The 23,724-nt window shown below is 51.2% G+C and carries 23 protein-coding genes, 2 pseudogenes and 1 other annotated feature; of the genes and pseudogenes, 14 read left to right on the top strand and 11 right to left on the bottom strand.

From position 1 onward, the window contains the following. The first annotated feature begins 114 nt into the window (after window positions 1-114). On the top strand, window positions 115-573 hold the full coding sequence (tnpA, locus tag OGY08_RS02040) for an IS200/IS605 family transposase (RefSeq protein WP_057069660.1): 459 nt from the start codon (window positions 115-117) through the stop codon (window positions 571-573). A gap of 298 nt (window positions 574-871) precedes the next feature. Further along, complete coding sequence (gene ugd, locus OGY08_RS02045) at window positions 872-2,038, top strand: UDP-glucose 6-dehydrogenase (RefSeq protein ID WP_057067497.1); 1,167 nt, start codon at window positions 872-874, stop codon at window positions 2,036-2,038. 60 nt (window positions 2,039-2,098) lie between these two features. Here ugd and OGY08_RS02050 read toward each other — a convergent pair. Next, a pseudogene (locus OGY08_RS02050) lies at window positions 2,099-2,382 on the bottom strand (protein CapI); the annotation flags it as partial. 171 nt (window positions 2,383-2,553) lie between these two features. Between OGY08_RS02050 and wzzB the strand changes: the two are divergent. Continuing rightward, entirely contained in the window at window positions 2,554-3,537 is a 984-nt protein-coding gene (wzzB, locus tag OGY08_RS02055; RefSeq protein WP_057067499.1) for an LPS O-antigen chain length determinant protein WzzB, read from the top strand. A gap of 55 nt (window positions 3,538-3,592) precedes the next feature. Here wzzB and hisIE read toward each other — a convergent pair whose 3' ends face one another. The 9 genes from hisIE to hisL all read right to left on the bottom strand — a co-directional run bounded on the left by hisIE (window position 3,593) and on the right by hisL (window position 10,945). Then, a complete protein-coding gene (hisIE, locus tag OGY08_RS02060) occupies window positions 3,593-4,204 on the bottom strand; it encodes a bifunctional phosphoribosyl-AMP cyclohydrolase/phosphoribosyl-ATP diphosphatase HisIE (RefSeq protein ID WP_125363445.1) in 612 nt (203 codons plus the stop codon). Then, window positions 4,198-4,974 carry an imidazole glycerol phosphate synthase subunit HisF gene (hisF, locus tag OGY08_RS02065; protein WP_000880132.1) on the bottom strand — a complete coding sequence of 259 codons (777 nt, stop codon included), beginning with the start codon at window positions 4,972-4,974 and terminating at the stop codon, window positions 4,198-4,200. The genes hisIE and hisF overlap by 7 nt, the downstream gene beginning before the upstream one ends. Next, complete coding sequence (gene hisA / locus OGY08_RS02070; RefSeq protein WP_008785166.1) at window positions 4,956-5,693, bottom strand: 1-(5-phosphoribosyl)-5-[(5-phosphoribosylamino)methylideneamino]imidazole-4-carboxamide isomerase; 738 nt, start codon at window positions 5,691-5,693, stop codon at window positions 4,956-4,958. The genes hisF and hisA overlap by 19 nt, the downstream gene beginning before the upstream one ends. Beyond that, window positions 5,693-6,283, bottom strand: coding sequence for an imidazole glycerol phosphate synthase subunit HisH (hisH, locus tag OGY08_RS02075; RefSeq protein ID WP_001103544.1), 591 nt, complete (start codon window positions 6,281-6,283; stop codon window positions 5,693-5,695). The genes hisA and hisH overlap by 1 nt, the downstream gene beginning before the upstream one ends. Beyond that, entirely contained in the window at window positions 6,283-7,350 is a 1,068-nt protein-coding gene (gene hisB / locus OGY08_RS02080) for a bifunctional histidinol-phosphatase/imidazoleglycerol-phosphate dehydratase HisB (protein ID WP_125363443.1), read from the bottom strand. The genes hisH and hisB overlap by 1 nt, the downstream gene beginning before the upstream one ends. Beyond that, window positions 7,347-8,426: a histidinol-phosphate transaminase gene (gene hisC, locus OGY08_RS02085; RefSeq protein ID WP_032943909.1), complete on the bottom strand. Its 1,080-nt coding sequence runs from the start codon at window positions 8,424-8,426 to the stop codon at window positions 7,347-7,349. The genes hisB and hisC overlap by 4 nt, the downstream gene beginning before the upstream one ends. Then, window positions 8,423-9,727 carry a histidinol dehydrogenase gene (hisD, locus tag OGY08_RS02090; RefSeq protein ID WP_125363442.1) on the bottom strand — a complete coding sequence of 435 codons (1,305 nt, stop codon included), beginning with the start codon at window positions 9,725-9,727 and terminating at the stop codon, window positions 8,423-8,425. Before hisD ends, hisC begins: the two co-directional genes overlap by 4 nt. Before the next feature lie 127 nt (window positions 9,728-9,854). After that, entirely contained in the window at window positions 9,855-10,754 is a 900-nt protein-coding gene (gene hisG / locus OGY08_RS02095) for an ATP phosphoribosyltransferase (protein ID WP_003834191.1), read from the bottom strand. Window positions 10,755-10,799: 45 nt separating this feature from the next. Next, window positions 10,800-10,922 (bottom strand) — a sequence feature (His leader region). Then, the gene (gene hisL / locus OGY08_RS02100) at window positions 10,898-10,945 is read right to left on the bottom strand and encodes a his operon leader peptide (protein ID WP_100250077.1); all 48 of its coding nucleotides are present in this window, start codon (window positions 10,943-10,945) and stop codon (window positions 10,898-10,900) included. Its footprint overlaps the feature before it by 25 nt. A gap of 174 nt (window positions 10,946-11,119) precedes the next feature. Here hisL and OGY08_RS02105 point away from each other — a divergent pair, with 174 nt between their 5' ends. The 4 genes and pseudogenes from OGY08_RS02105 to plaP all read left to right on the top strand — a co-directional run bounded on the left by OGY08_RS02105 (window position 11,120) and on the right by plaP (window position 14,546). Continuing rightward, window positions 11,120-11,944, top strand: a complete 825-nt coding sequence (locus tag OGY08_RS02105; RefSeq protein ID WP_003834190.1) for an SDR family oxidoreductase — start codon at window positions 11,120-11,122, stop codon at window positions 11,942-11,944. 41 nt (window positions 11,945-11,985) lie between these two features. Next, window positions 11,986-12,970: pseudogene (locus tag OGY08_RS02110) on the top strand (LysR family transcriptional regulator). 162 nt (window positions 12,971-13,132) lie between these two features. Beyond that, window positions 13,133-13,195 carry a membrane protein YoeI gene (yoeI, locus tag OGY08_RS25185; RefSeq protein ID WP_099045591.1) on the top strand — a complete coding sequence of 21 codons (63 nt, stop codon included), beginning with the start codon at window positions 13,133-13,135 and terminating at the stop codon, window positions 13,193-13,195. Then, complete coding sequence (plaP, locus tag OGY08_RS02115) at window positions 13,185-14,546, top strand: putrescine/proton symporter PlaP (RefSeq protein WP_003834188.1); 1,362 nt, start codon at window positions 13,185-13,187, stop codon at window positions 14,544-14,546. The genes yoeI and plaP overlap by 11 nt, the downstream gene beginning before the upstream one ends. A gap of 58 nt (window positions 14,547-14,604) precedes the next feature. Here the strand turns inward: plaP and sbcB are convergent, their stop codons facing one another. Further along, on the bottom strand, window positions 14,605-16,029 hold the full coding sequence (gene sbcB, locus OGY08_RS02120) for an exodeoxyribonuclease I (RefSeq protein ID WP_048215987.1): 1,425 nt from the start codon (window positions 16,027-16,029) through the stop codon (window positions 14,605-14,607). 399 nt (window positions 16,030-16,428) lie between these two features. Between sbcB and phsA the strand changes: the two genes are divergently transcribed. From phsA to OGY08_RS02155, 7 genes are all read left to right on the top strand, one after another. Beyond that, window positions 16,429-18,702 carry a thiosulfate reductase PhsA gene (gene phsA / locus OGY08_RS02125; RefSeq protein ID WP_125363441.1) on the top strand — a complete coding sequence of 758 codons (2,274 nt, stop codon included), beginning with the start codon at window positions 16,429-16,431 and terminating at the stop codon, window positions 18,700-18,702. A 14-nt stretch (window positions 18,703-18,716) separates the two neighbouring features. Further along, window positions 18,717-19,295 carry a thiosulfate reductase electron transport protein PhsB gene (gene phsB, locus OGY08_RS02130; protein WP_003834185.1) on the top strand — a complete coding sequence of 193 codons (579 nt, stop codon included), beginning with the start codon at window positions 18,717-18,719 and terminating at the stop codon, window positions 19,293-19,295. Next, a complete protein-coding gene (gene phsC / locus OGY08_RS02135) occupies window positions 19,292-20,059 on the top strand; it encodes a thiosulfate reductase cytochrome B subunit (RefSeq protein ID WP_125363440.1) in 768 nt (255 codons plus the stop codon). The genes phsB and phsC overlap by 4 nt, the downstream gene beginning before the upstream one ends. Window positions 20,060-20,198: 139 nt before the next feature. Next, a complete protein-coding gene (dacD, locus tag OGY08_RS02140) occupies window positions 20,199-21,371 on the top strand; it encodes a serine-type D-Ala-D-Ala carboxypeptidase DacD (RefSeq protein ID WP_048235085.1) in 1,173 nt (390 codons plus the stop codon). A 123-nt stretch (window positions 21,372-21,494) separates the two neighbouring features. Further along, window positions 21,495-21,962: a DNA gyrase inhibitor SbmC gene (sbmC, locus tag OGY08_RS02145; protein ID WP_008785156.1), complete on the top strand. Its 468-nt coding sequence runs from the start codon at window positions 21,495-21,497 to the stop codon at window positions 21,960-21,962. A gap of 107 nt (window positions 21,963-22,069) precedes the next feature. Beyond that, window positions 22,070-23,128, top strand: a complete 1,059-nt coding sequence (locus OGY08_RS02150; protein ID WP_008785155.1) for an FUSC family protein — start codon at window positions 22,070-22,072, stop codon at window positions 23,126-23,128. 238 nt (window positions 23,129-23,366) lie between these two features. Then, window positions 23,367-23,702 (top strand): DUF496 family protein, encoded by a 336-nt coding sequence (locus OGY08_RS02155; protein WP_003834176.1) that lies wholly within the window; start codon window positions 23,367-23,369, stop codon window positions 23,700-23,702. Window positions 23,703-23,724: the final 22 nt, after the last annotated feature.

The raw sequence follows: 23,724 nt of genomic DNA on the forward strand, positions 1-23,724 counted from the left end.
GGTTCCGGAAAGCTTTCAGCTTTGGGCCAGTTATTAAAACCCCTTTTGATTTGTTAAAACACCTTGCGGTCTGGCAACTGCAAGGGTTAAACAAGAAATCAAAAGGGGGTCCCAATGGGGGACGAAAAGAGCTTAGCGCACACCCGATGGAACTGTAAATATCACATAGTTTTTGCGCCCAAATACCGAAGACAAGCATTCTACGGGGAGAAACGTAGGGCGATAGGCAGCATCTTAAGAAAGCTGTGTGAGTGGAAAAACGTGCGGATCCTGGAAGCGGAATGCTGTGCAGATCATATCCATATGCTTGTGGAAATCCCGCCCAAAATGAGCGTATCCGGTTTTATGGGTTATCTGAAAGGTAAAAGCAGTCTGATGTTGTATGAGCAGTTTGGTGATATGAAGTTTAAATACAGGAACAGGGAGTTCTGGTGTCGTGGGTATTACGTAGATACGGTGGGTAAGAACACAGCAAGGATACAGGAATACATAAAGCACCAGCTTGCAGAGGATAAAATGGGCGAGCAGTTATCGATCCCTTATCCGGGTAGCCCGTTTACGGGCCGTAAGTAACGAAGTCTGATGCAAATGTCAGATCGTATGCGCCTGTTAGGGCGCGGCTGGTAACAGAGCCTTATAGGCGCATCAGAAAAACCTCCGGCTATGCCGGAGGATATTTATTATCTCAAATTCTATTGATTTAAGTTGATTGCTTAATCTTTTCTTAATATTCCTGGCGTAATCTGATAAAGAAAATCTTAATTGTTTTAACCATCGTTGACATGATATTCAAAAAAAAGTTAAAACATTATTCTCTTATCAAGATGTACGGCATCATGATTAAATATTAAGATAATACTGAGAGCATGAAATGAAAATCGCCATTTCTGGTACTGGGTATGTTGGTCTGTCAAATAGTCTTCTTATCGCCCAACATCATAAGGTCATTGCTCTGGACATTGTTCCCTCACGTGTCGAGATGCTAAATAATCGGATGTCTCCGATAGTTGATCAAGAAATTGAACAGTATCTGCAATCTAAAGATATAAAATTCGAAGCTACACTAGATAAATACTACGCTTATCAGAGTGCAGAGTTTGTCATTATTGCAACCCCAACAGACTACGATCCTAAAACTAATTACTTTGATACTAGCAGTGTCGAGTCAGTCATACAGGATGTTATTGAAATAAATCCAGATGCCTTAATGATAATAAAATCGACAGTTCCTGTCGGTTTTACTCAATCAATGCGTCAAAAATATAGAACAGATAATATCATCTTCTCCCCTGAATTCCTGCGTGAGGGTAAAGCTCTATACGACAACCTGCACCCGTCTCGTATCGTTATTGGTGAACGTTCTGAACGTGCCGAGCGCTTTGCCGGGTTGCTGCTGAAAGGTGCAGTGAAGAAAGATATCCCGACCTTATTTACCGACTCGACTGAAGCCGAAGCCATCAAGTTGTTCGCTAACACCTATCTGGCGTTACGTGTGGCCTACTTTAACGAACTGGATAGCTATGCCGAAAGCCTTGGTCTGAACTCACGGCAGATTATTGAAGGCGTGTGCCTGGATCCCCGTATCGGTAATCACTACAATAACCCGTCATTCGGTTACGGTGGCTACTGCTTGCCAAAAGATACTAAGCAGCTGTTGGCGAATTATGCATCTGTGCCGAATAACATTATTGGCGCAATCGTTGATGCTAACCGTACGCGTAAGGACTTCATTGCAGACTCTATTCTTGCCCGTCACCCTAAAGTAGTTGGCGTATACCGTTTAATTATGAAAAGCGGTTCCGATAATTTCCGTGCATCATCCATTCAGGGCATCATGAAGCGCATTAAGGCAAAGGGCGTGCCCGTGATTATTTACGAACCCGTCGTTGAAGAGGACGAATTTTTCCACTCTCGGGTAGTGCGTGATCTTAATGTGTTCAAAAATGAAGCGGATATTATTATTTCTAACCGCATGGTGTCAGAATTAGCTGATGTTGCCGATAAAGTTTATACCCGCGATTTGTTTGGTAGTGATTAATCTCGTCTCCATAAAAAAGGCCTTAATATAAGGCCTTTTTTATTTTAATCAGGCCAGTAATCAAACTTTGTAGAAATCACGGTACCAGTCAACAAAGTTCTTCACCCCATCTTTTACCGTGGTTTCAGGTTTAAAACCAATTACCTCATACAGTGCTTTAGTGTCCGCGCTGGTTTCCAGCACATCACCTGGCGGTAGCGGTAGCATATTTTTCTTCGCTTCAATACTCAGTGCATCTTCCAGAGCCTGGATATAGTCCATTAGCTCAACCGGTTAACTATTGCTGATATTGTCGACGTGATAGGGCTCATGCTGGCTGCGGGCGTGCGCGTCTCTACGGTCCATTACGTGTCTGCATCAGTCCACTTTTTTAAACGTATCGTTTTCCAGTAGTGTTTGAAATACCAATCAAAATACCTGAAACAATTTGATTTTTTTATCATTAATCCTATGGTATTGCCGCAATTTATAGCTAAACTAACCCCAGTTTAAGTCTTTCCTTACCTAGGGTTTCTATGTCTGTAAGTGATAACAGCATGTCCGGGCGCAATCACGATCCGGAACAGATTGATCTGATTGATTTACTGGTACAGTTGTGGCGTGGGAAAGTAACAATCGTTATCGCGATTGTTATTGCCATAGTACTTGCTGTGGGCTATTTGGTAGTTGCTAAGGAGAAATGGACCTCAACAGCCATTATTACTCAACCGGATGTTGGTCAGATAGCCACATATAACAACGCCCTCAATGTGTTGTATGGTGTCAGCGCCCCCAAGGCTACTGAACTGCAGACAAACGTGGTTGGTCGTTTCAGTACTTCTCTCTCTGCATTGGCTGAAACGCTTGATAATCAGGAAGAACCACAGAAACTGTCAATTGAACAGTCTGTTAAAGGTCAACCGCTGCCGTTAGCGGTTTCTTATGTGGGTGGCTCACCTGAAGACGCTCAGCGTCAGCTGGCTGAATACATTCAACAAACAGATGAAAAGGTCGCTAAAGAGCTGAAGCTTGACCTGGTTGATAATATCAAGTTGCAAACCACCACGTTGCAAGACTCTCTGAAAACTCAGGAAGTGGTTGCTCAGGAGCAAAAAGATCTGCGAATTAAACAAATTCAGGAAGCGCTGCGTTATGCAGAGCAGGCCGGGGTGACTAAGCCGCAAATTCAGCAGACGCAGGATGTGACGCAGGACAGTATGTTCCTGTTGGGGAGTGATGCCCTGAAGTCCATGATTGAGCACGAATCTACACGTCCTTTGATATTGTCTGATAACTACTTCCAGACCAAGCAAAAGCTTTTGGATATTGAAAATCTTAAGCTTGAAGGGGCTGAGTTACACGCCTACCGCTATGTGATGAAACCAACGTTACCGATTCGTCGTGACAGCCCGAAAAAAGCGATTACCCTCGTACTGGCAGTTCTGCTCGGTGGGATGATTGGTGCAGGCGTAGTGCTGGGGCGAAATGCTCTGCGCGGTTACAAAGCCAAAGCTGAGTAAGTTTGAACCTGACAACAAAAAACCGGGCAGCGCCCGGTTTTTTTACGTCTGCAACTTACTGATGACGCTTACGTAAATTCTCAATCACCGTCGTCAGATCGAGGTCCTGATCTTGCAACAAAACCAGCAGGTGATACATCAGATCAGAAGCTTCATTTGTCAGCTCAAAACGGTCGTTCACCGTAGCGGCCAGCGCGGTTTCTACGCCTTCTTCGCCCACTTTCTGCGCGATGCGTTTGGTGCCGCTGGCATACAGTTTCGCGGTGTAGGAGCTGGCTGGGTCAGCGGTTTTACGTTCGGCCAGCAATTGCTCAAGCTGATACAGGAACAGCCACTGGTGGCTAATGTCGCCAAAGCAGCTTGAAGTGCCTTTATGGCAGGTCGGGCCAATCGGGTTAACCAGCACCAGCAGGGTGTCGTTGTCGCAGTCAGGCGCAATGCTCACCACATTCAGGAAGTGACCGGAGGTCTCTCCTTTGGTCCACAGGCGCTGCTTGGTCCGCGAGAAAAAGGTCACTTTGCCGCTTTCGATCGTTTTATCCAGCGCCTCCGGGTTCATATAACCCAGCATCAGCACCTCACCGGAAACCGCATGCTGCACGATGACTGGTATCAGTCCGTCGGTTTTTTCCCAGTCCAGTTCGCGGCATTGTTGCTTCGTTAACATATCCTGATCTCCACGCCCTGTGTTGCCAGGTACGCTTTTAATTCGCCAATATTGATAATTTGTTTGTGGAAGACGGAGGCGGCAAGCGCGCCGTCAACGTCGGCATCCCGGAAAGCTTCGAGAAAGTGTTCCATGGTGCCCGCACCGCCGGAGGCAATCAGCGGTACGTGGCAAACATCACGCACTTTTTTCAGTTGTTCCAGGTCATAACCGTTACGTACGCCGTCCTGGTTCATCATGTTCAGGACGATTTCGCCCGCGCCGCGTTTTTGGACCTCCTGCACCCAGTCCAGTGTTTCCCACTGCGTGACGCGGGTACGGCTTTCATCTCCGGTATACTGATTTACATGATATTTGCCGGTGTCGGCGTCATACCAGGTATCAATGCCCACCACGATGCACTGCACGCCGAAGCGGTCCGCCAGACGGGTGATAAGCTCCGGTTCGGCCAGCGCCGGGGAGTTGATGGAGATTTTGTCCGCCCCGAAGGAGAGAATGCGCGCCGCATCGTCGATGGATTTAATGCCGCCAGCTACGCAGAACGGAATATCGATCACTTCCGCCACGCGTGATACCCAACTTTTATCCACTACGCGGCCATCGCTGGAAGCGGTGATATCATAGAACACCAGTTCATCTGCGCCTTCATCGGCATAGCGTTTTGCCAGCGGGACGATGTCACCAATAATCTCGTGATTACGGAACTGGACGCCTTTTACCACCTGCCCGTCACGGACGTCCAGACAAGGAATTATGCGTTTTGCCAGCATTGAATGGCCTCCTCAACGGTGAACTTTCCTTCCAGCAGGGCGCGTCCGACGATCACGCCGCGAACTCCGGTCCCGCGCAGGGCCGCTACGTCCTCGATTCCGCCAATGCCGCCAGATGACTGAAATGCCACCTGCGGGTATTTGGCGCACACTTCTTCATACAGCGCGACGTTTGAGCCTGCCAGCGTACCGTCGCGGGAGATATCGGTGCACAGCACGTGCTTCAGGCCGACGGGTAAATAGGTCTCAACCAGTTCTTCCAGTGAAACCCCGGAATCTTCCTGCCAGCCACTGACCGCAACCTGTTTATTCCCGTGCTCGTCAATACGAACGTCCAGCGCCAGTACCAGCGCATCGGCACCAAAACGGGCAAACCAGCTCTTGACTATCTCGGGGGATTTTACCGCCGTCGAACCCACCACCACGCGCGCCACACCTGCGTCAAGAAGCGCCGCCACGTCTGCTTCCGTACGCACGCCGCCGCCAACCTGTACCGGAACATTGACGCCAGCGACCAGCGTTTTGATCAGCGGGATCTGGCGCTGTGCCGGGTCTTTCGCGCCGGTTAAATCAACCAGGTGCAGCACTTCAGCACCCTGGGCTGCATAATCCTGCAAACGGGGGAGAGGATCGTTACCGTAATCACGTTGCTTAGCGTAATCGCCCTGATGAAGACGCACCACCGTGCCGTCGATTAAATCTAATGCCGGAATAATCATTACATCTCCAGAAAGTTTTTCAGCAACTGTGCCCCAGCCGCGCCCGAACGTTCCGGGTGAAACTGTACGCCAAAGAAATTGTCCTTTTGTACTGCCGCGGTAAACGGTTCGCCGTAATTGCACTGGGCGATGGTCCACGGGTTTACCGGCATAGCGTAGCTGTGTACAAAGTAGAAATACGCACCATCTTCAATGCCCTGGAACAGTCGATTTCCCGCCTGCGGATAGACGCGATTCCAGCCCATATGCGGCAGCGGCAGACCGAAATCGGTCATCTTCGGGACGTCCTGCTCAATAATGCCCAGCAGGGAGACACCGTTACTCTCTTCGCTGCGGCGGCCCAGCAGTTGCATGCCTAAACAGATCCCCAGTACCGGTTGCGTGCAGGCTTTAATCAGTTCAATCAGTTCGCGCTCGTGCAACTGGTCCATAGCCGCCTGCGCGGTGCCGACGCCCGGCAGAAACAGTTTATCGGCGCGCAGCACTACGTCCGGGTCACGGCTGACAACCGGGTCGTATCCGTGGCGTGCGACGGCTGATTTTACCGAGTGCAGGTTGGCGCAACCGGTGTCCAGAATCACCACGTTCATTACAGCACTCCTTTTGAGGAGGGCAGCGTGCCGCCTTCTACACGAATCGCCTGACGCAGCGTACGGCCAAAGGCTTTAAACAGGCTCTCCACACGGTGGTGGTCATTTTTGCCTTTGGTTTTCAGGTGCAGGGTGACGCCCATAGTGTAAGAGAGTGAACGGAAGAAGTGTTCGATCATCTCCGTGCTCAGATCGCCCACGCGCTGGTAGGTAAACTCCGCGCGGTACTCCAGGTGTGGGCGGCCGGAGATATCCAGCGCGCAACGTGCCAGGCACTCATCCATCGGCAGTACAAAACCAAAACGATTGATGCCGCGCTTATCGCCTAACGCCAGCTTTAAGGCTTCGCCCAGCGCCAGACCGGTATCTTCAACAGTGTGGTGATCGTCTATATACAGATCGCCCTTGACGGCAATCTCCATGCGAAAACCGCTGTGGGTGGCGATTTGATCCAGCATGTGGTCAAAGAAGCCAACGCCAGTATTGATTTTGCTGCGGCCTTCGCGGTCCAGCCAGACTTTGACGTCAATCTGCGTTTCTTTGGTATTGCGCTCAACGTGTGCGTAGCGGTCACGTTTGGTCAACTGCTCGCCGATCATAGCCCAGTTCAGGGTATCGCGATGGTAACGCAATCCGCTAATGCCCATGTTTTCAGCGAGCTGAATATCGGTCGCCCGATCACCAATGACGTAGCTGTTCGCCATATCCATGGCCTGTTCAACCAGATACTGTTCAACCAGCTTCACTTTTGGCTTACGGCAATCACACTCGTCTGCTGGCAAGTGCGGGCAGATCAATACCTCATCAAACGTTACGCCCTGAGAGGTGAAAATTTGCATCATCAGGTTATGCGGACCGTCAAAATCAGCCTGCGGGAAACTCTGGGTTCCGAGTCCATCCTGGTTAGTGATCATAACCAGCTTAAAACCTGCTTTTTGCAGTTTCAGTAAAACGGGAACAACTTCCGGCTCGAAGGCAAGTTTGTCAAAGCGATCGACCTGAAAGTCACTTGGCGGTTCGGAAATCAGGGTTCCATCACGGTCAATAAAAAGATACTTCTGGCTCATACTTGCTCCGCACGTAAGGCGTCAATGACGCGCTGGCTCTCTTCACGGGTTCCGACAGTAATTCGCAGGCAGCCGCTTAACGAAGGTTGTTTATTCTGATCTCGTAAGATAATGCCCTGATCCCACAAAGATTTAAATACGCTGCTGGAGGCAGTGAAGCGCGCCAGAACATAGTTGGTTTCAGAATCGAATACCTGCTCTACACAGCGAATTGTTTTCAGGTTATCTACCAGATACTGACGTTCTTGCAGGATCTGCTCTACGCGTTTACGCATGGCGGAAATCCCTTGCGGCGTCAGCGCCTGGGCGGCGATATCTGCCACCGGCGTAGAGAGTGGGTAAGGGGCAATCACTTTTAACAGCAGATTGATAACCTCTTCATTCGCCAGCGTAAACCCGCAGCGTAAACCGGCGAGCGCAAACGCTTTGGACAACGTGCGTAATATCACCAGATGCGGATACTCAGACAGCCAGCCTGCCAGCGTGGCCTGCGGGCAAAACTCAATATAGGCCTCATCAGCGACCACAATAGCTTTACCCTGCGTCATGTCGAGCAGTGAACGCAGATCCTGCGGGTTAATCAGCTGGCCGGTTGGGTTATTAGGGCTGCATACGTAGACTACCTTCACGCCATCAAGCTTGTCCGCGATGCCTTGCAAATCCAGTTGCCAGTCGTCGAGTGTTGGAACGGTGCGGCACTCAACGCCAATCGTTTCGGCGCTGACGCTGTACATGCCATAAGTCGGCGGGCAGTACAGAATCGCATCTTTACCGGGTTCGCAAAACGCGCGCACCAGCAGTTCGATCCCTTCATCTGCGCCGCGGCTGACCAGCACCTGCTCCGGTTTGACGCCAGCATACTGCGCGTAATTCTCAATCACCGCTTTCGGCTGACACTCCGGGTAGCGGTTCAACGTTTGCTGAGTGAGCTGGAACTCAACGGCGGTGGGGTATTCATTCGCGTTGAGCCAGACATCGCCGTTACCGCCGAGACGACGGGCAGACTGATAGGGCGTTAATTCGCGAACATTCTTACGGGCTAAATCAGTGACGCTGAGAAAGTTGTCAGTGCTCATGCTTGCTCCTTCAGGGCGTTAACGCGCAGAGTGACGGCATTTTTGTGGGCAGTCAGTCGTTCAGCAGCGGCCAGTGTTTCAATGGTTGAGGCCAGGGCAGAGAAACCTTGTGGGGTTAATTCCTGTACGGTCATCCGTTTTTGGAAATCAGCCAGCCCAAGGCTTGAGCAGGTCGCGGTATAGCCGTAGGTCGGAAGAACGTGGTTGGTGCCAGAAGCATAGTCGCCTGCGGATTCCGGCGACCAGTCGCCGAGGAACACCGAACCGGCGCTGGTGATCTCATCAACCAGTTCACGCGCGTTGCGGGTCTGAATAATCAGGTGTTCCGGACCGTAGGCGTTAGATATTTCAACGCACTGCGCCAGATCTTTCGCCACGATTAAGCGGCTGGAGGAGAGTGCCTGACGTGCGGTCTCAGCGCGGGAAAGCTCAGCAAGCTGGCGTTCAACGGCTTTGGCAACGCCTTCGGCAAGCGTAGCGTCTGGCGTAAGAAGGATAACCTGCGAGTCGGGGCCGTGTTCTGCCTGAGATAGCAGGTCAGAGGCAACAAAGTCCGGTGTCGCACCGCTGTCGGCGATAACCAGCACTTCGGACGGGCCTGCAGGCATGTCGATGGCCGCGCCGTCAAGACGCTGGCTGACCTGGCGTTTGGCTTCGGTCACATATGCATTGCCCGGCCCGAAGATTTTATCGACCTTAGGAATAGATTCGGTGCCCAGCGCCAGCGCGGCAATGGCTTGCGCACCGCCCACATTAAACACCTCTTTTACGCCACACAACTGCGCGGCGTAGAGGATTTCATCGGCAATTGGCGGCGGTGAGCACAGCACCACTTTTTTGCAACCGGCGATGCGCGCCGGGGTCGCCAGCATTAATACGGTGGAAAACAGCGGTGCCGAACCTCCAGGAATATACAGGCCCACGGAAGCGATAGGGCGGGTAACCTGCTGGCAGCGTACGCCCGGCTGGGTTTCGATATCCACCGGCGGTAGAATTTGCGCGCTGTGGAAAGTATCAATATTACGCACCGCCGCCTGCATGGCTTGTTTCAGTTCGTCGCTCAGGCGACTGCTGGCTTGCTGGATTTCTTCCTCGGTGACGCGCAGCGCGCCAACCTCGGTTTTATCAAACTTCGCGCTGTATTCACGCAGCGCCGGGTCGCCGTTATTTTTGACGTTCTCAAGGATCTCAGCCACTGTGCGGCTGATGCTTTCAGAGGCGGAAATTGCCGGGCGCATCAACAGTTCGCGCTGCTGCTCAGGGCTACAGCTATTCCAGTCAATCAGGGTATTGAAGCTCATGGTCGTTACTCCATCATCGGGTGTTGCCGGATGGCGGCGCTGCCTTATCCGGCCTACAAGACCCGTAATATCAATAATTGTGACAATTCTTGTAGACCTGATAAGCGAAGCGCCATCAGGCATCAGATCACTCCATCATCTTCTCAATCGGCAACACCAGAATTGAGCTGGCACCGAGCGCTTTCAGTTTTTCCATTGTTTCCCAGAACAGGGTTTCGCTGCTGACCATGTGCATGGCAACACGCTGCTGGTCGCCCGCCAGAGGCAGAATGGTAGGGCGCTCAGCACCGGGCAGCAGGGCGATGACCTCGTCCAGACGCTCGCTCGGCGCGTGCATCATGATGTATTTGGATTCACGGGCCTGAATAACCCCCTGGATACGGGTTAGCAGTTTGTCGATCAGTTGTTGCTTGGCTTCGGCCATTTCGCCGTCGCGCTGAATCAGACAGGCTTTAGAGCGGTAGATCACTTCTACTTCGCGCAGACCGTTGGCTTCAAGCGTTGCGCCGGTGGACACCAGATCGCAAATCGCATCAGCCAGACCCGCACGGGGAGCAACTTCTACAGAACCGTTTAACAGACAAGATTTAAACGAAACCCCTTTCTGATCGAGATAACGTTTGAGCAGGTGTGGGTAAGAGGTCGCGATACGTTTACCGTTCAGCGCTGCCGGGCCATCCCAGGCTTCATCAACCGGGGTAGCCAGCGAGAGACGGCAGCCGCCGAAGTCCAGACGGCGCAGGGTAAAATAGCGAGGGTCTTCACCCTGTGCCCGGCGGTTGAGCAGTTCCTCTTCCAGAACGTTTTCCCCGATGATGCCGAGATCAACGACACCATCCATCACCAGGCCCGGGATATCGTCATCACGCACGCGCAGAATATCGATCGGCATGTTCTCCGCCATCGCAATCAGGCGCTGGGTGTGAAGATTAATTTTAATGCCGCAACGGGCCAGTAATTCGCGTGAATCATCGCTTAAGCGGCCTGATTTCTGCATAGCTATGCGTAAACGGGTGTTGTCTAACATTCTTTATTCCTCGTTATCCTGTCTGAATCAGTTTGGGTTACGCACAAAAAAAAGCCCCCGGAAGAAATCTTCCGGGGGCTTTCTCATACGCTCATGCACCGCTGGAAGATTTAAACGTCTCCCAGCACACATCGCCTGAAAGACTAGTCAGGATGATGGTGATGATGGTGTTTGAATTGAGCGCGTGTCATAAATTTTCTCGATGAATGTTTATTCATTTGATGTCTTTTAACCTAAACCACTTTAGCTACGGAAAGCAAGGGCTTTTTTTGATCATTAATTCATTTCATATTGATACTATGAATTGTCAGCCACCGTGGGCTGGCGTAGCCTTGCGTTATAGGCCAAAAGTCAGGAGAGAAGGCATGAAAAAGGTCGCAATTGTCGGGTTAGGTTGGTTAGGCATGCCGTTAGCCATGTCGCTGGCGGCGAGAGGCTGGCAGGTTACCGGCAGCAAAACCACATTGGATGGGGTGGAAGCGGCCCGCATGAGCGGTATCGAGAGTTATTCGCTGCGCCTGGAACCTGAACTGGTCTGTGAGGCTGACGATCTCGATGCACTGATGGACGCCGATGCGCTGGTTATTACGCTGCCTGCGCGTCGTAGCGGTCCTGGGGAAGCATTTTACTTGCAGGCAATGCAGGAGCTGGTCGACAGCGCGCTGGCGTATCGGATCCCACGAATTATTTTTACCAGTTCGACGTCAGTCTATGGTGACGTTCAGGGCACAGTGAAAGAGGGGACGGCGCGTAATCCGGTCACGGCGAGCGGTCGTGTCCTGAAAGAACTTGAAGACTGGTTGCACAATTTGCCAGGCACGTCGGTGGATATTTTGCGTCTGGCCGGGTTGGTCGGTCCGGGAAGACATCCTGGTCGCTTCTTCGCTGGCAAGACGGCACCTGACGGACATCATGGCGTCAATCTGGTGCATCTGGACGATGTAGTTTCTGCCATCACCTTACTGCTGCAAGCGCCTAAAGGGGGACACATCTATAATATATGTGCGCCTATGCATCCAGCGCGTAACGTGTTCTATCCGCAGATGGCCCGCCAGTTGGGGATGGAGCCGCCGGAATTTCGCGGCGGTACGGATAACGGTAAAGGTAAAGTCATTGATGGCAACCGTATTTGTAATGAGCTTGGGTTTGAGTACCAGTATCCTGACCCGCTGGTGATGCCGATGGAGTGACAATCCAGCAGAGTGCCGCTGTATACCGCCAGGGGGCGAGTATGAAACCACTGCTGGACGTTCTTATCATCCTCGATGCATTAGAAAAAGAGGGCAGTTTCGCGGCGGCGTCGGCAAAATTGTTTAAGACGCCGTCTGCGCTTAGCTACACCGTCCATAAGCTGGAAAGCGATCTTAATATTCAGCTACTCGATCGCAGCGGACACCGGGCTAAGTTCACCCGCACCGGGCAGATGCTGCTGGAAAAGGGGCGGGAGGTGCTGCACACCGTCCGCGAACTTGAAAAGCAGGCGATTAAACTTCACGAAGGCTGGGAGAATGAACTGGTTATTGGCGTAGATGATACGTTTCCCTTTTCACTGCTGGCCCCACTCATCGAATCTTTCTATCAACACCACAGCGTGACGCGCCTGAAGTTTATCAATGGCGTGCTGGGCGGCTCCTGGGATGCCCTCACTCAGGGCCGGGCGGATATTATCGTTGGCGCCATGCATGAACCCCCTGCAGCGAGTGAATTCGGCTTTGCACGGCTCGGGGTTTTGGAACAGGTGTTTGTGGTTGCGCCGCATCACCCGCTGGCGCAGGAACAGGAACCGTTAAATCGTCGTACCATTCGCCGTTTTCGCGCCATTGTGGTGGGCGACAATGCGCAGCATGCCAACGTCTCAGGTTCCCAGGTGCTGGACGATCAAGAAGCCATTACCGTTTTTGACTTCAAAACCAAGCTGGAACTGCAAATCAGCGGTCTGGGATGTGGCTATATTCCGCGCTACCTGGCGCAGCGATTTCTGGAGAGCGGCGCACTGATTGAGAAAAAAGTGGTCGCGCAAATTGTCTTTGAACCCGTGTGGATAGGCTGGAATGAACAGACCGCCGGGCTGGCCAGCGCCTGGTGGCGGGATGAGATTTTAGCAAATAGTGCTATTGCCGGGGTGTATGTTAAAACGGCTGCTGACAAATCAATCAGTTAAGAAAAAATATTCTTTTGTGGCCGCTTCAATCTCTTGTTATTTCTCCCCAATTTAGGGCAAAATACGCCGCTTGCAAAAAATGACATTAACCGACGTTTTAATACGCGTCGGTTATTTTTTTGCATCAAACCAATCATTCATAAAAGAGGCCGGGCTTCGTACCGGATAGATACTTACTTAAAAATCGACAGTTGTTGTCGCTGAGGATTAACAAAAAATGGGGCAATTTTTTGCTTACGCGACGGTTTTCGCCGTAATGGGGGATAACCATGTCGCATAACGCTACTCCAAACACCTCTCGCGTGGAATTACGTAAAACGCTTACGCTGGTTCCGGTTGTCATGATGGGCCTTGCCTATATGCAGCCGATGACGCTGTTCGATACATTCGGTATCGTATCAGGAATGACCGATGGTCACGTCCCGACAGCTTACGCCTTTGCACTGATCGCCATCCTCTTTACCGCACTGAGCTACGGTAAACTAGTGCGTCGCTATCCGTCTGCAGGCTCTGCCTACACTTACGCCCAGAAATCCATTAGCCCGACCGTTGGCTTTATGGTGGGTTGGTCATCACTGCTGGACTACCTGTTCGCTCCGATGATCAACATTCTGTTGGCAAAAATTTATTTTGAAGCCCTGGTGCCGTCGATACCGTCATGGATATTCGTGGTGGCGCTGGTGGCCTTTATGACCGCCTTCAACCTGCGCAGCCTTAAATCCGTTGCGAATTTCAACACCGTAATCGTGTTGTTGCAGGTGGTGCTGATTGCAGTGATCCTCGGCATGGTCGTTTATGGCGTGTTCGAAGGGGAAGGTGCCGGTACGCTGGCGAGCAGCCGTCCGTTCTGGTCAGGTGATGCACACGTGATCCCGATGATCACGGGCGCGACCATCCTGTGCTTCTCGTTCACCGGTTTTGACGGTATCAGCAACCTGTCAGAAGAAACCAAAGACGCTGAGCGTGTGATCCCGCGTGCGATTTTCCTGACCGCGCTGATTGGTGGCCTGATCTTTATCGTCTCCACCTATCTGTTGCAGCTGTACTTCCCGGATATCTCGCGCTTCAAAGATCCAGACGCTTCACAGCCGGAAATCATGCTGTACGTCGCCGGTAAGTTCTTCCAGGTTGGCGCGCTGATTTTCTCTACCATTACCGTACTGGCGTCCGGTATGGCGGCGCATGCTGGCGTAGCGCGTCTGATGTACGTGATGGGGCGTGACGGCGTGTTCCCGAAAAGTTTCTTCGGTTATGTACACCCGAAATGGCGTACTCCGTCTATGAACATCATTCTGGTTGGTGCGATTGCTCTGCTGGCAATCAACTTCGACCTGGTGATGGCGACGGCGCTGATTAACTTTGGTGCGCTGGTGGCGTTTACCTTCGTAAACCTGTCGGTGATCTCCCAGTTCTGGATCCGTGAGAAGCGTAACAAGACGCTGAAAGACCACTTCCAGTATCTGTTCCTGCCGATGTGCGGTGCGCTGACCGTTGGTGCGCTGTGGGTGAATCTGGAAGAGAGCTCAATGGTTCTGGGTCTGATCTGGGCCGGTATCGGTCTGATTTACCTGGCTTGTGTGACCAAAAGCTTCCGTAACCCGGTGCCGCAGTACGACGAAGATGTCGCGTAATAACAGCATTTAACTAAAAAAAACGGAGACATGTTCTCCGTTTTTTTATGTGTGGGATTTATACAATCTCTTCGGCATACTGCCAGAGTGATTTCAGCAGCATCAACTTTTCTTTGTTATCCGCATACTGCTGGCTCAATAACTGCAGTTCATTGGCGTAATTTTGCAAAAACTCCGGTGTGAATACCTGGCGGCGGTGGTCCAGCCAGCGTTGCTGTTCTGCTTCGTCCAGCGTTCCCGGGAAGTTACGTGCACGGTAATTAAACAACAGTTTTTCAATGCGCTTATCGACAAAGGAGATATCCAGCGCCGGTAAATTGCGTGGTTCTGTTTCCAGAACGATTTTCATCGCCGCACGGTCAGCATCGCTGAAAAAGCCGTTATAAAGTTGGGCATCTACGTTATCTGATGGTGTAAAGGGTTCCGCATCTGCAAAGATCGCGACCACTTTGTCTCGTATCTGCGGATTTTCGCGCAGAACTTTGAGATTATCCAGACAGTGCTGGCGGTTAATGCCAAGACGGTCGGCATCTTCCGGACGCAGGGTATTAGCCTGTGCCAGTACCGGGCATTTGTTGATGTGCACCAGTTTAACCGGTACGGCCGGGTTATCACCCAGATCCGCTTTAGACGTGTAAAGCCGCTCGCGCAGGGCATCACTGTCGAGTTCGAGCAGCGGCGAAATATCACCGGCTAAGTCGACCATAATAACCGCGTTACGATTCTCCGGATGCCACGCCAACGGCGCTACCCAACTGGTGTTGCCGCGCCATGCGCCGAACATACCAGAGACATGGACCAGCGGCTTCATTTGCGGGACATCAATCAGCGCGGCCAGCTTGTGCTTATTACGATGGCTGTAGAGATAATCAAACAGACGCGGCTGGCGCGACTTCACTAATTGCGCCATTGCGATTGTGGCGTATACGTCCGCCATAGCATCGTGAGCATTGGTATGCTCAATACCATTGGCTTTGGTCAAATGTTCCAGGCGGAAGCTGGGTAAGCCGTCGTCGTTTTCCGGCCAGTTAATGCCTTCAGGACGCAGGGCATAGCAGGCGCGCATCACATCCAGCAGATCCCAGCGCGAATTATCGTTCTGCCAGCTCCAGGCATAGGGATCGTAGAAATTGCGATACAGGATGTTGCGCGTCACCTCATCATCGAAGCGCACGTTGTTATAACCCAGGATGCAGGTTTTCGGAACGGTGAACAGGGCGTGGATGCGTGCAGCAAATGCGGCTTCATTCTCTCCCTTTTCTCGTGCTTCCTGCGGTGTGATACCCGTAATCAACACCGCCTCAGGCTGCGGCAGATAATCGTCCGCGGGTTTGCAATAAAAAACTTCTGGTTCACCGATGATGTTGAAATCATTATCTGTGCGGATAGCCGCAAATTGCGCGGGTCTGTCCAGCGCCGGATGGGTACCAAAGGTCTCGTAATCGTGGAAGAGAAAACCAGGTTGCTGCTTGCCGTCATTCATTGTTCAGTTATGTCCGGGATCAATTTAGCGCTGGTTCAAGAATACCAAAAAATAGCGAGATAATCAGCTATGGCATTATCGAAGCTGGATTGTGTACGCAATAAAATTGAGATAAACAGGATATTAATGGAATTAATTAATAAATTTCGCACTGTTAAAATAAATTACGGAAATAAAATGTCTTGAGGTTGCGGGTTTGTAAATAATCTAACTGATAACCATTATTGTTATTTCCCTCTTCTTTGTTGTGTTCTGGAAACTTTAAAAATCTTTTATAAACAATGGGTTTTTATTTATGTTAATTCGCTGTCATACATTGTAATGAAATGTGATTGATGTAAAAAATAAATAATCTAAACGCCATATAATTATTGGATATATCTAATAACAGGAGGTTATATGAGCATTAGTCGGCGTAATTTTTTGCGAGGAGTGGGTATAGGCTGTTCAGCCTGTGCGATAGGCAGTTTCCCGCCTGGGGCACTGGCGCGAAATTCTCCAGAGAGTATCAAAGGGAAAACATCCCTGACGCCAAGTTTGTGCGAGATGTGTTCTTTTCGCTGCCCAATTCAGGCTCAGGTGATTAATAATAAAACGGTTTTTATTCAGGGAAACCCTAATGCGCCACAGCAGGGGACACGTGTCTGCGCTCGCGGCGGCAGCGGCGTTAGCCTGGTCAACGACCCTCATCGCATTGTTAAACCCATGAAACGCACAGGACCTCGTGGGAGCGGTGACTGGCAGGTTATTAGCTGGGAACAGGCGTATAAAGAGATCGCCGAAAAAATGACGGCAATAAAAACGCAATATGGTCCCCAGGGAGTCGTCTTCTCGTCTAAATCTGGCTCGCTGTCTGGCCATTTATTTCACCTCGCGACGGCTTTCGGGTCACCGAATACCTTTACTCACGCATCAACGTGTCCTGCCGGTAAAGCCATTGCCGCTAAAGTGATGATGGGTGGCGATTTAGCCATGGATATCGCCAATACCCGTTATATGGTCTCTTTTGGCCATAACCTCTATGAAGGGATCGAGGTTGCTGATACGCATGAGCTGATGACCGCGCAGGAGAAGGGGGCGAAGATGGTCAGCTTCGATCCCCGTCTGTCCGTATTCTCCAGCAAGGCGGATGAATGGCATGCGCTCAAGCCGGGTGGCGACTTACCGGTGCTGATGGCCATGTGTCACGTCATGATCAATGAAAATCTGTATGACGCGGACTTTGTGGCGCGCTACACCACGGGGTTTGAGCAACTGGCAGAAGCGGTACAAGAGACCACGCCGGAATGGGCGCAGCAGCTCGCGGATGTGCCTGCTGATGTCATTGTTCGGGTCACCCGCGAAATGGCCGCCTGCGCGCCTCATGCTATCGTCAGTCCGGGCCATCGCGCGACGTTTTCGCAAGAAGAAATTGATATGCGGCGCATGATTTTTACCCTCAATGTGCTGCTTGGCAATATTGAGCGTGAAGGCGGTTTGTATCAGAAAAAAGCGGCGGCAACTTACAATAAGCTGGCTGGCGAGAAGGTCGCTCCGGTGCTGGCAAAACCCGATGCCAAATTACCCAAGCCAACGGCGCAGCGTATCGATCTGGTAGCCCCGCAGTTTAAGTACATCGCGGCGGGCGGTGGTGTGGTGCAAAGCATCATTGATGCTGTGTTAAATCAGACGCCTTATCCGGTGAAGGGATGGATTATGTCCCGACACAACCCTTTCCAAACCGTAACCTGTCGACCAGATCTGGTCAAAACCGTTGAACAGCTCGACCTTGTGGTCAGTTGTGATGTCTACCTAAGCGAAAGCGCGGCGTATGCCGACTACCTTTTGCCTGAATGTACTTACCTTGAGCGCGATGAAGAAGTTTCAGACATGTCGGGTCTGAATCCAGCCTATGCCCTGCGTCAGCAGGTAGTAGAACCTATTGGTGATGCGCGTCCGAGCTGGCAAATCTGGAAAGAGCTGGCCGTGCAGTTAGGCCTTGGCCAATTCTACCCATGGCAGGATATGCAAACGCGTCAGTTATACCAGCTTAATGGCGATCATGCGCTATCTGCTGAATTGCGTCAGAAAGGGTATCGGGAGTGGGGTGTTCCGTTGCTGCTGCGTGAACCTGAAGCGGTGCGTCAGTTTGTGGAACGCTATCCGGGCGCGGTGGCGGTTGACAGCGACGGTACCTATGGCAAGCAACTGCGCTTTAAATCTCCGTCAGGAAAAATTGAACTCTATTCCGAAGAGCTGGAAACGCTCCTGCCTGGATACGGTATTCCGCGCGCGCGCAATTTTGCGCTCAAAGGCGACAGTGAACTCTATTTTATCCAGGGAAAAGTGGCGGTTCATACCAACGGTGCGACGCAATACGTGCCACTGCTTAGCGAGTTGATGTGGGATAACGCGGTGTGGATCCACCCGCAAACGGCCCGTGAAAAAGGCATCAAAAGCGGCGATGACATCTGGCTGGAAAATGCGACCGGCAAGGAAAAAGGCAAAGCGCTGGTCACCGCCGGAATTCGGCCCGATACGCTGTTTGTTTATATGGGATTTGGCGCCAAGGCGGGAGCCAAAACCGCAGCGACAACGCACGGTATCCATTGCGGTAATTTGCTTCCGCATGTTACCAGTCCGGTTTCCGGTACGGTGGTCCACACCGCTGGCGTTACGCTTCGTCGGGCATGAGAAAGGAGAACATCATGAATCAATCTACAAACCCTTATGTCATGCTGCATGACGAGAAACGCTGTATCGGCTGTCAGGCATGTACGGTTGCCTGCAAAGTTCTGAATGATGTGCCAGAGGGATTTAGCCGTCTACAGGTGCAGATCCGTTCACCCGAACATGAACCCGAGGTGCTGTCCCACTTCCAGTTTGTTCGCGTTTCCTGTCAGCATTGTGAAGATGCGCCGTGTGTCAGCGTCTGTCCGACTGGTGCGTCATTTCGCGACGAAAATGGCATTGTGCAAGTGGATAAGTCTCGCTGTATTGGCTGTGACTACTGCGTTGCCGCTTGTCCGTTCCATGTCCGTTATCTCAATCCGCAAACGGGAATTGCCGACAAATGTAACTTTTGCGCAGATACCCGACTCGAGAGCGGTCAATCGCCCGCCTGCGTTTCCGTTTGTCCGACGGATGCGCTGAAATTTGGTCGTCGTGACGACCCGGAAATTCAGCACTGGATAAATCAAAAAGAGGTTTATCGCCAGCAGGATACGCGTAGCGGTCCGGTGAGTGTTTATCGGCGTAAAGAGATCCATCAGGAGGGTAAAGCATGAATTCTATCTGGGGAGCAGAGCTTAACTATGCGCCGGACTACTGGCCGCTGTGGCTCATTTATGCAGGCGTTGTTATTGTGCTGATGATTGCGGGCCTGGTTATGCACGCGCTGTTACGTCGGATGCTGGCACCCAAAACAGCAACCGGAGAAGAACATCGGGATTACCTTTATTCTCTGGCAGTCCGCCGCTGGCACTGGGGTAATGCGCTGCTTTTTATCCTGCTTTTGCTGAGTGGCCTGTTTGGTCACTTCTCTCTCGGACCGGTGGCATTGATGGTGCAGGTACATACCTGGTGCGGTTTCGCCTTGTTGGCCTTCTGGGTTGGTTTTGTGCTAATCAACGCAACCAGCGGCAACGGTTGTCATTACCGGGTGAAGTTTAATGGGTTGATACCACGCTGCTTGTTGCAAACGCGCTTTTATCTGTATGGCATCATGAAGGGTGAACCACACCCGTTTGCCGCAACGGCAGAGAGTAAATTTAACCCGCTACAACAGCTGGCTTATCTGGCCATCATGTACGCGCTGGTTCCGCTGCTAATCATCACCGGGTTGTTATGCCTCTACCCGCAGGTGATAGGGGCAGGGCCTGTGATGCTGGTGCTGCATATGGTGTTAGCGATTGTCGGCTTACTGTTCATCTGTGCGCATATTTACCTGTGCACGCTGGGTGACACGCCGGGGCAAATTTTCCGCAGTATGATAGATGGCTATCATCGTCATCGTAGCCATCACGCAGAAACGGCACCGCGCAAAGGGTAACGCCAGACGCGGTCGATATCTGAAATCCTTTCCTTACAGCAAGAAAATGTGCCTTATGTCACATTTTCTTGCAATTTATCCATGTTTGTTCGCCAGAACTTCCGTAAAAAGAACGGCTATTTCTCCATTTCCTGAGGACATGCTGTTGAAACGCCGTTTGTTTATTGCCGCTTCACTATTTGCGATGAGTTTTTCGCCCGCGTACGCGACCGACGTCGCCAGTTTCGCTCCACAGCCTCCGGCAATTAATGCCGGTGCGTGGGTATTAATGGATTACACCACGGGCCAAATCCTGACAGCCGGAAATGAACACCAGCAGCGCAACCCTGCCAGCCTGACCAAGCTGATGACCGGCTATGTTGTCGATCGCGCAATCGACAGCAAGCGTATTAGTCCGACAGATATTGTCACCGTAGGACGAGATGCCTGGGCGAAAGATAATCCGGTCTTCGTCGGTTCATCCTTAATGTTCCTGAAAGAAGGGGATCGCGTTTCTGTGCGCGATCTGAGTCGCGGGTTAATTGTTGATTCCGGTAATGATGCCTGTGTGGCGCTGGCGGATTACATCGCCGGAGGGCAGCCGCAGTTTGTCGCGATGATGAACAGCTATGTGCAAAAGCTGAACCTGCGGGACACGCATTTTGAAACGGTACATGGTCTGGATGCGCCAGGTCAGCATAGCTCAGCTTACGATCTGGCCGTGCTGTCGAGAGCTATCATCCATGGAGAGCCGGATTTCTACCATATGTACAGTGAAAAAAGCCTTACCTGGAACGGAATCACGCAGCAAAACCGTAACGGTTTGTTGTGGGATAAAACTATGAACGTCGATGGTCTGAAGACAGGACATACCTCCGGCGCTGGATTCAACCTGATTGCTTCTGCCGTTGATGGGCAGCGCCGCCTGATTGCAGTTGTGATGGGGGCGGAGAGTGCGAAAGGGCGTGAAGACCAGGCGCGAAAACTGCTGCAATGGGGACAACAGAACTTCGATACCGTGCAGGTATTACGTAGCGGTAAGCAGGTTGGTATTGAACGGATCTGGTACGGCGATAAAGAAAAAATTAGCCTTGGCACAGAGCAGGATTTCTGGATGGCCCTGCCTAAAGCCGAAGTCGCTAATATCAAGGCAAAATATGTTCTTGATAAGAAAGAACTGGTTGCCCCCATTGCTGCCCATCAACGTGTGGGGGAAATTGAACTCTACGATCGGGATAAACTGGTGGCGCACTGGCCTCTGGTTACGCTGGAGTCTGTCAACGAAGGCGGCGTCTTCTCGCGTTTGAGCGATTACTTCCACCACAAGGCGTAGTTTTTCCTGATGTGCCTGACTGGCAAGAGTGCGAATCTGCTCACATAATAATCACTGATTCCTTGTGGCCGTCATACCTAAAAATTACACTGTATATAAATACAGTGTAATAACGGAGGTTATATGGAGTACGAGATAAAGCAGGTTGAGAAACGCATAATTGCCGGTTTCCATATGGTTGGACCGTGGGAACAAACGGTAAAGCAGGGTTTCGAGCAGTTAATGATGTGGGTCGACGGTAAGCAGATCGTACCGCTGGAATGGATAGCCGTTTATTACGACAATCCTGACGTTGTTCCGGCGGAAAAACTGCGTTGTGATACCGTGGTGTCTGTGCCTGAAGGTTTTGAGATCCCAGAAAACAGCGAAGGGGTGATCCAGACCGAACTGGCGGGGGGCGACTATGCTATCGCCGTTGCCCGCGTTGAAAATCATGACTTCGCGACGCCGTGGTATCAGTTCTTTGAGCGCCTGCTGCAGGATTCGACGTATGCGATAGCCGCTAAACCTTGCTTTGAAGTTTATATGAACAATGGCATGGAGGACGGCTACTGGGACATTGAAATGTACGTGCCGGTACAGTCGAAGTAACTGTTTTTGGTGTAAATCAGGATGAATGTCCTGGTCATCAGGGTGATGTTTTCACTCAAAAAACAGGTACAATTCTGTTCTTTGCAATTCCCTGACGGAGTGCATGAGTGCGTGCAGATAAGTCACTGAGTCCTTTTGAAATTCGTTTGTATCGTCATTATCGTGTGGTGCATGGTGTTCGCATTGCGCTGGCGTTTCTTTTTACTTTTCTGTTGGTTCGCCTGTTGAACATTCCTGAAGGTACATGGCCTCTGATTACGTTGGTGGTAATTATGGGGCCTATTTCCTTTTGGGGGAACGTTGTCCCCAGAGCGTTTGAGCGTATTGGCGGGACAATTCTGGGTTCGGTACTTGGGCTGGTGGCTCTTCGTCTGGAGCTCTTTTCACTTCCGCTAATGCTGATATGGTGCGCGGTGGCGATGTTTCTCTGCGGCTGGCTGGCACTGGGTAAAAAGCCGTATCAGGCGTTGCTGATTGGTATAACGCTTGCGGTCGTTGTGGGTGCCCCCGCTGGAGATATGAACACAGCGTTATGGCGCGGTGGCGATGTTATTCTGGGTTCATTACTTGCAATGCTGTTTACCGGTATCTGGCCGCAGCGGGCATTTATACACTGGCGAATTCAGCTGGCGCATTGCGTTACGGGGTACAATCGGGTGTATCAGGCTGCGCTATCTCCCAACCTGCTGGAGCAACCGCGACTGGAGAAGCATTTACAACAGCTTTTAAGTGATGTTGTCAAAATGCGTGGGCTCATCGTTCCTGCCAGCAAAGAAACCCGCATTCAAAAATCAATCTTTGAAGCTATTCAGACGGTTAATCGTAACCTGGTCTGCATGCTTGAGCTGCAAATCAATGCGCTCTGGGCCAGCCGTACAAGCCACTTTGTTATGTTGAATGCGCATACTTTGCGTGAAACACAGCTCAGGACACAACAGGCGCTACTGACGATAACCCACGCATTGTATGAAGGTAATCCACAACCGGTGCTTGCCAATACGGAAAAACTCAATGACACCGTGGTGGAGTTACGTCAGCTTATTGCTGAGCATAAGGGCGATAATGTCGCTGAAACGCCCATTCACGGCTACGTTTGGCTAAATATGGAAATGGCGCGACAGCTGGAGTTGCTCTCTCATTTGATCTGTCGCGCGCTGCGCAAATAAAGAGCAGATGAGGGGATTGGTTATACTGCTGCTTCGATTCAGCAACGATTAGAGGTATGATACTGAAAAAGGCTAAAACCATTGGTAACTGCAATGGCTTTACCCTCGATAATTCAGGTTTCAACCATGCATGGTCGATGCAGATGCAACTTGAAGTATGGCGGGCATGAAAGTAATGTTGACCCACTTTAGCCGTTGTTTTAACGAATCCGAATCTCACATTATCAGGGGTGTAAAAATGGAAACTACCAAGCCTTCTTTCCAGGACGTGCTGGAATTTGTTCGTCTGTTCCGTCGTAAAAACAAACTGCAACGTGAAATCCAGGACGTTGAGAAAAAGATCCGTGACAACCAGAAACGTGTTCTGCTGCTGGACAACCTGAGCGACTACATCAAGCCTGGAATGAGCGTGGAAGCGATTCAGGGCATTATCGCCAGCATGAAAAGCGATTATGAAGATCGTGTTGATGATTACATCATCAAAAACGCTGAGATCTCTAAAGAGCGCCGCGACATCTCTAAAAAGCTGAAAGCGATGGGCGAAGTGAAGAACGGCGAAGCGAAAGCCGAGTAACGATTTTATGCTTGTCCGGGTC

The sequence above is a fragment of the Citrobacter sp. Cpo069 genome (assembly GCF_030332785.1).
GTDB classification, from domain to species: Bacteria; Pseudomonadota; Gammaproteobacteria; order Enterobacterales; family Enterobacteriaceae; genus Citrobacter; species Citrobacter portucalensis.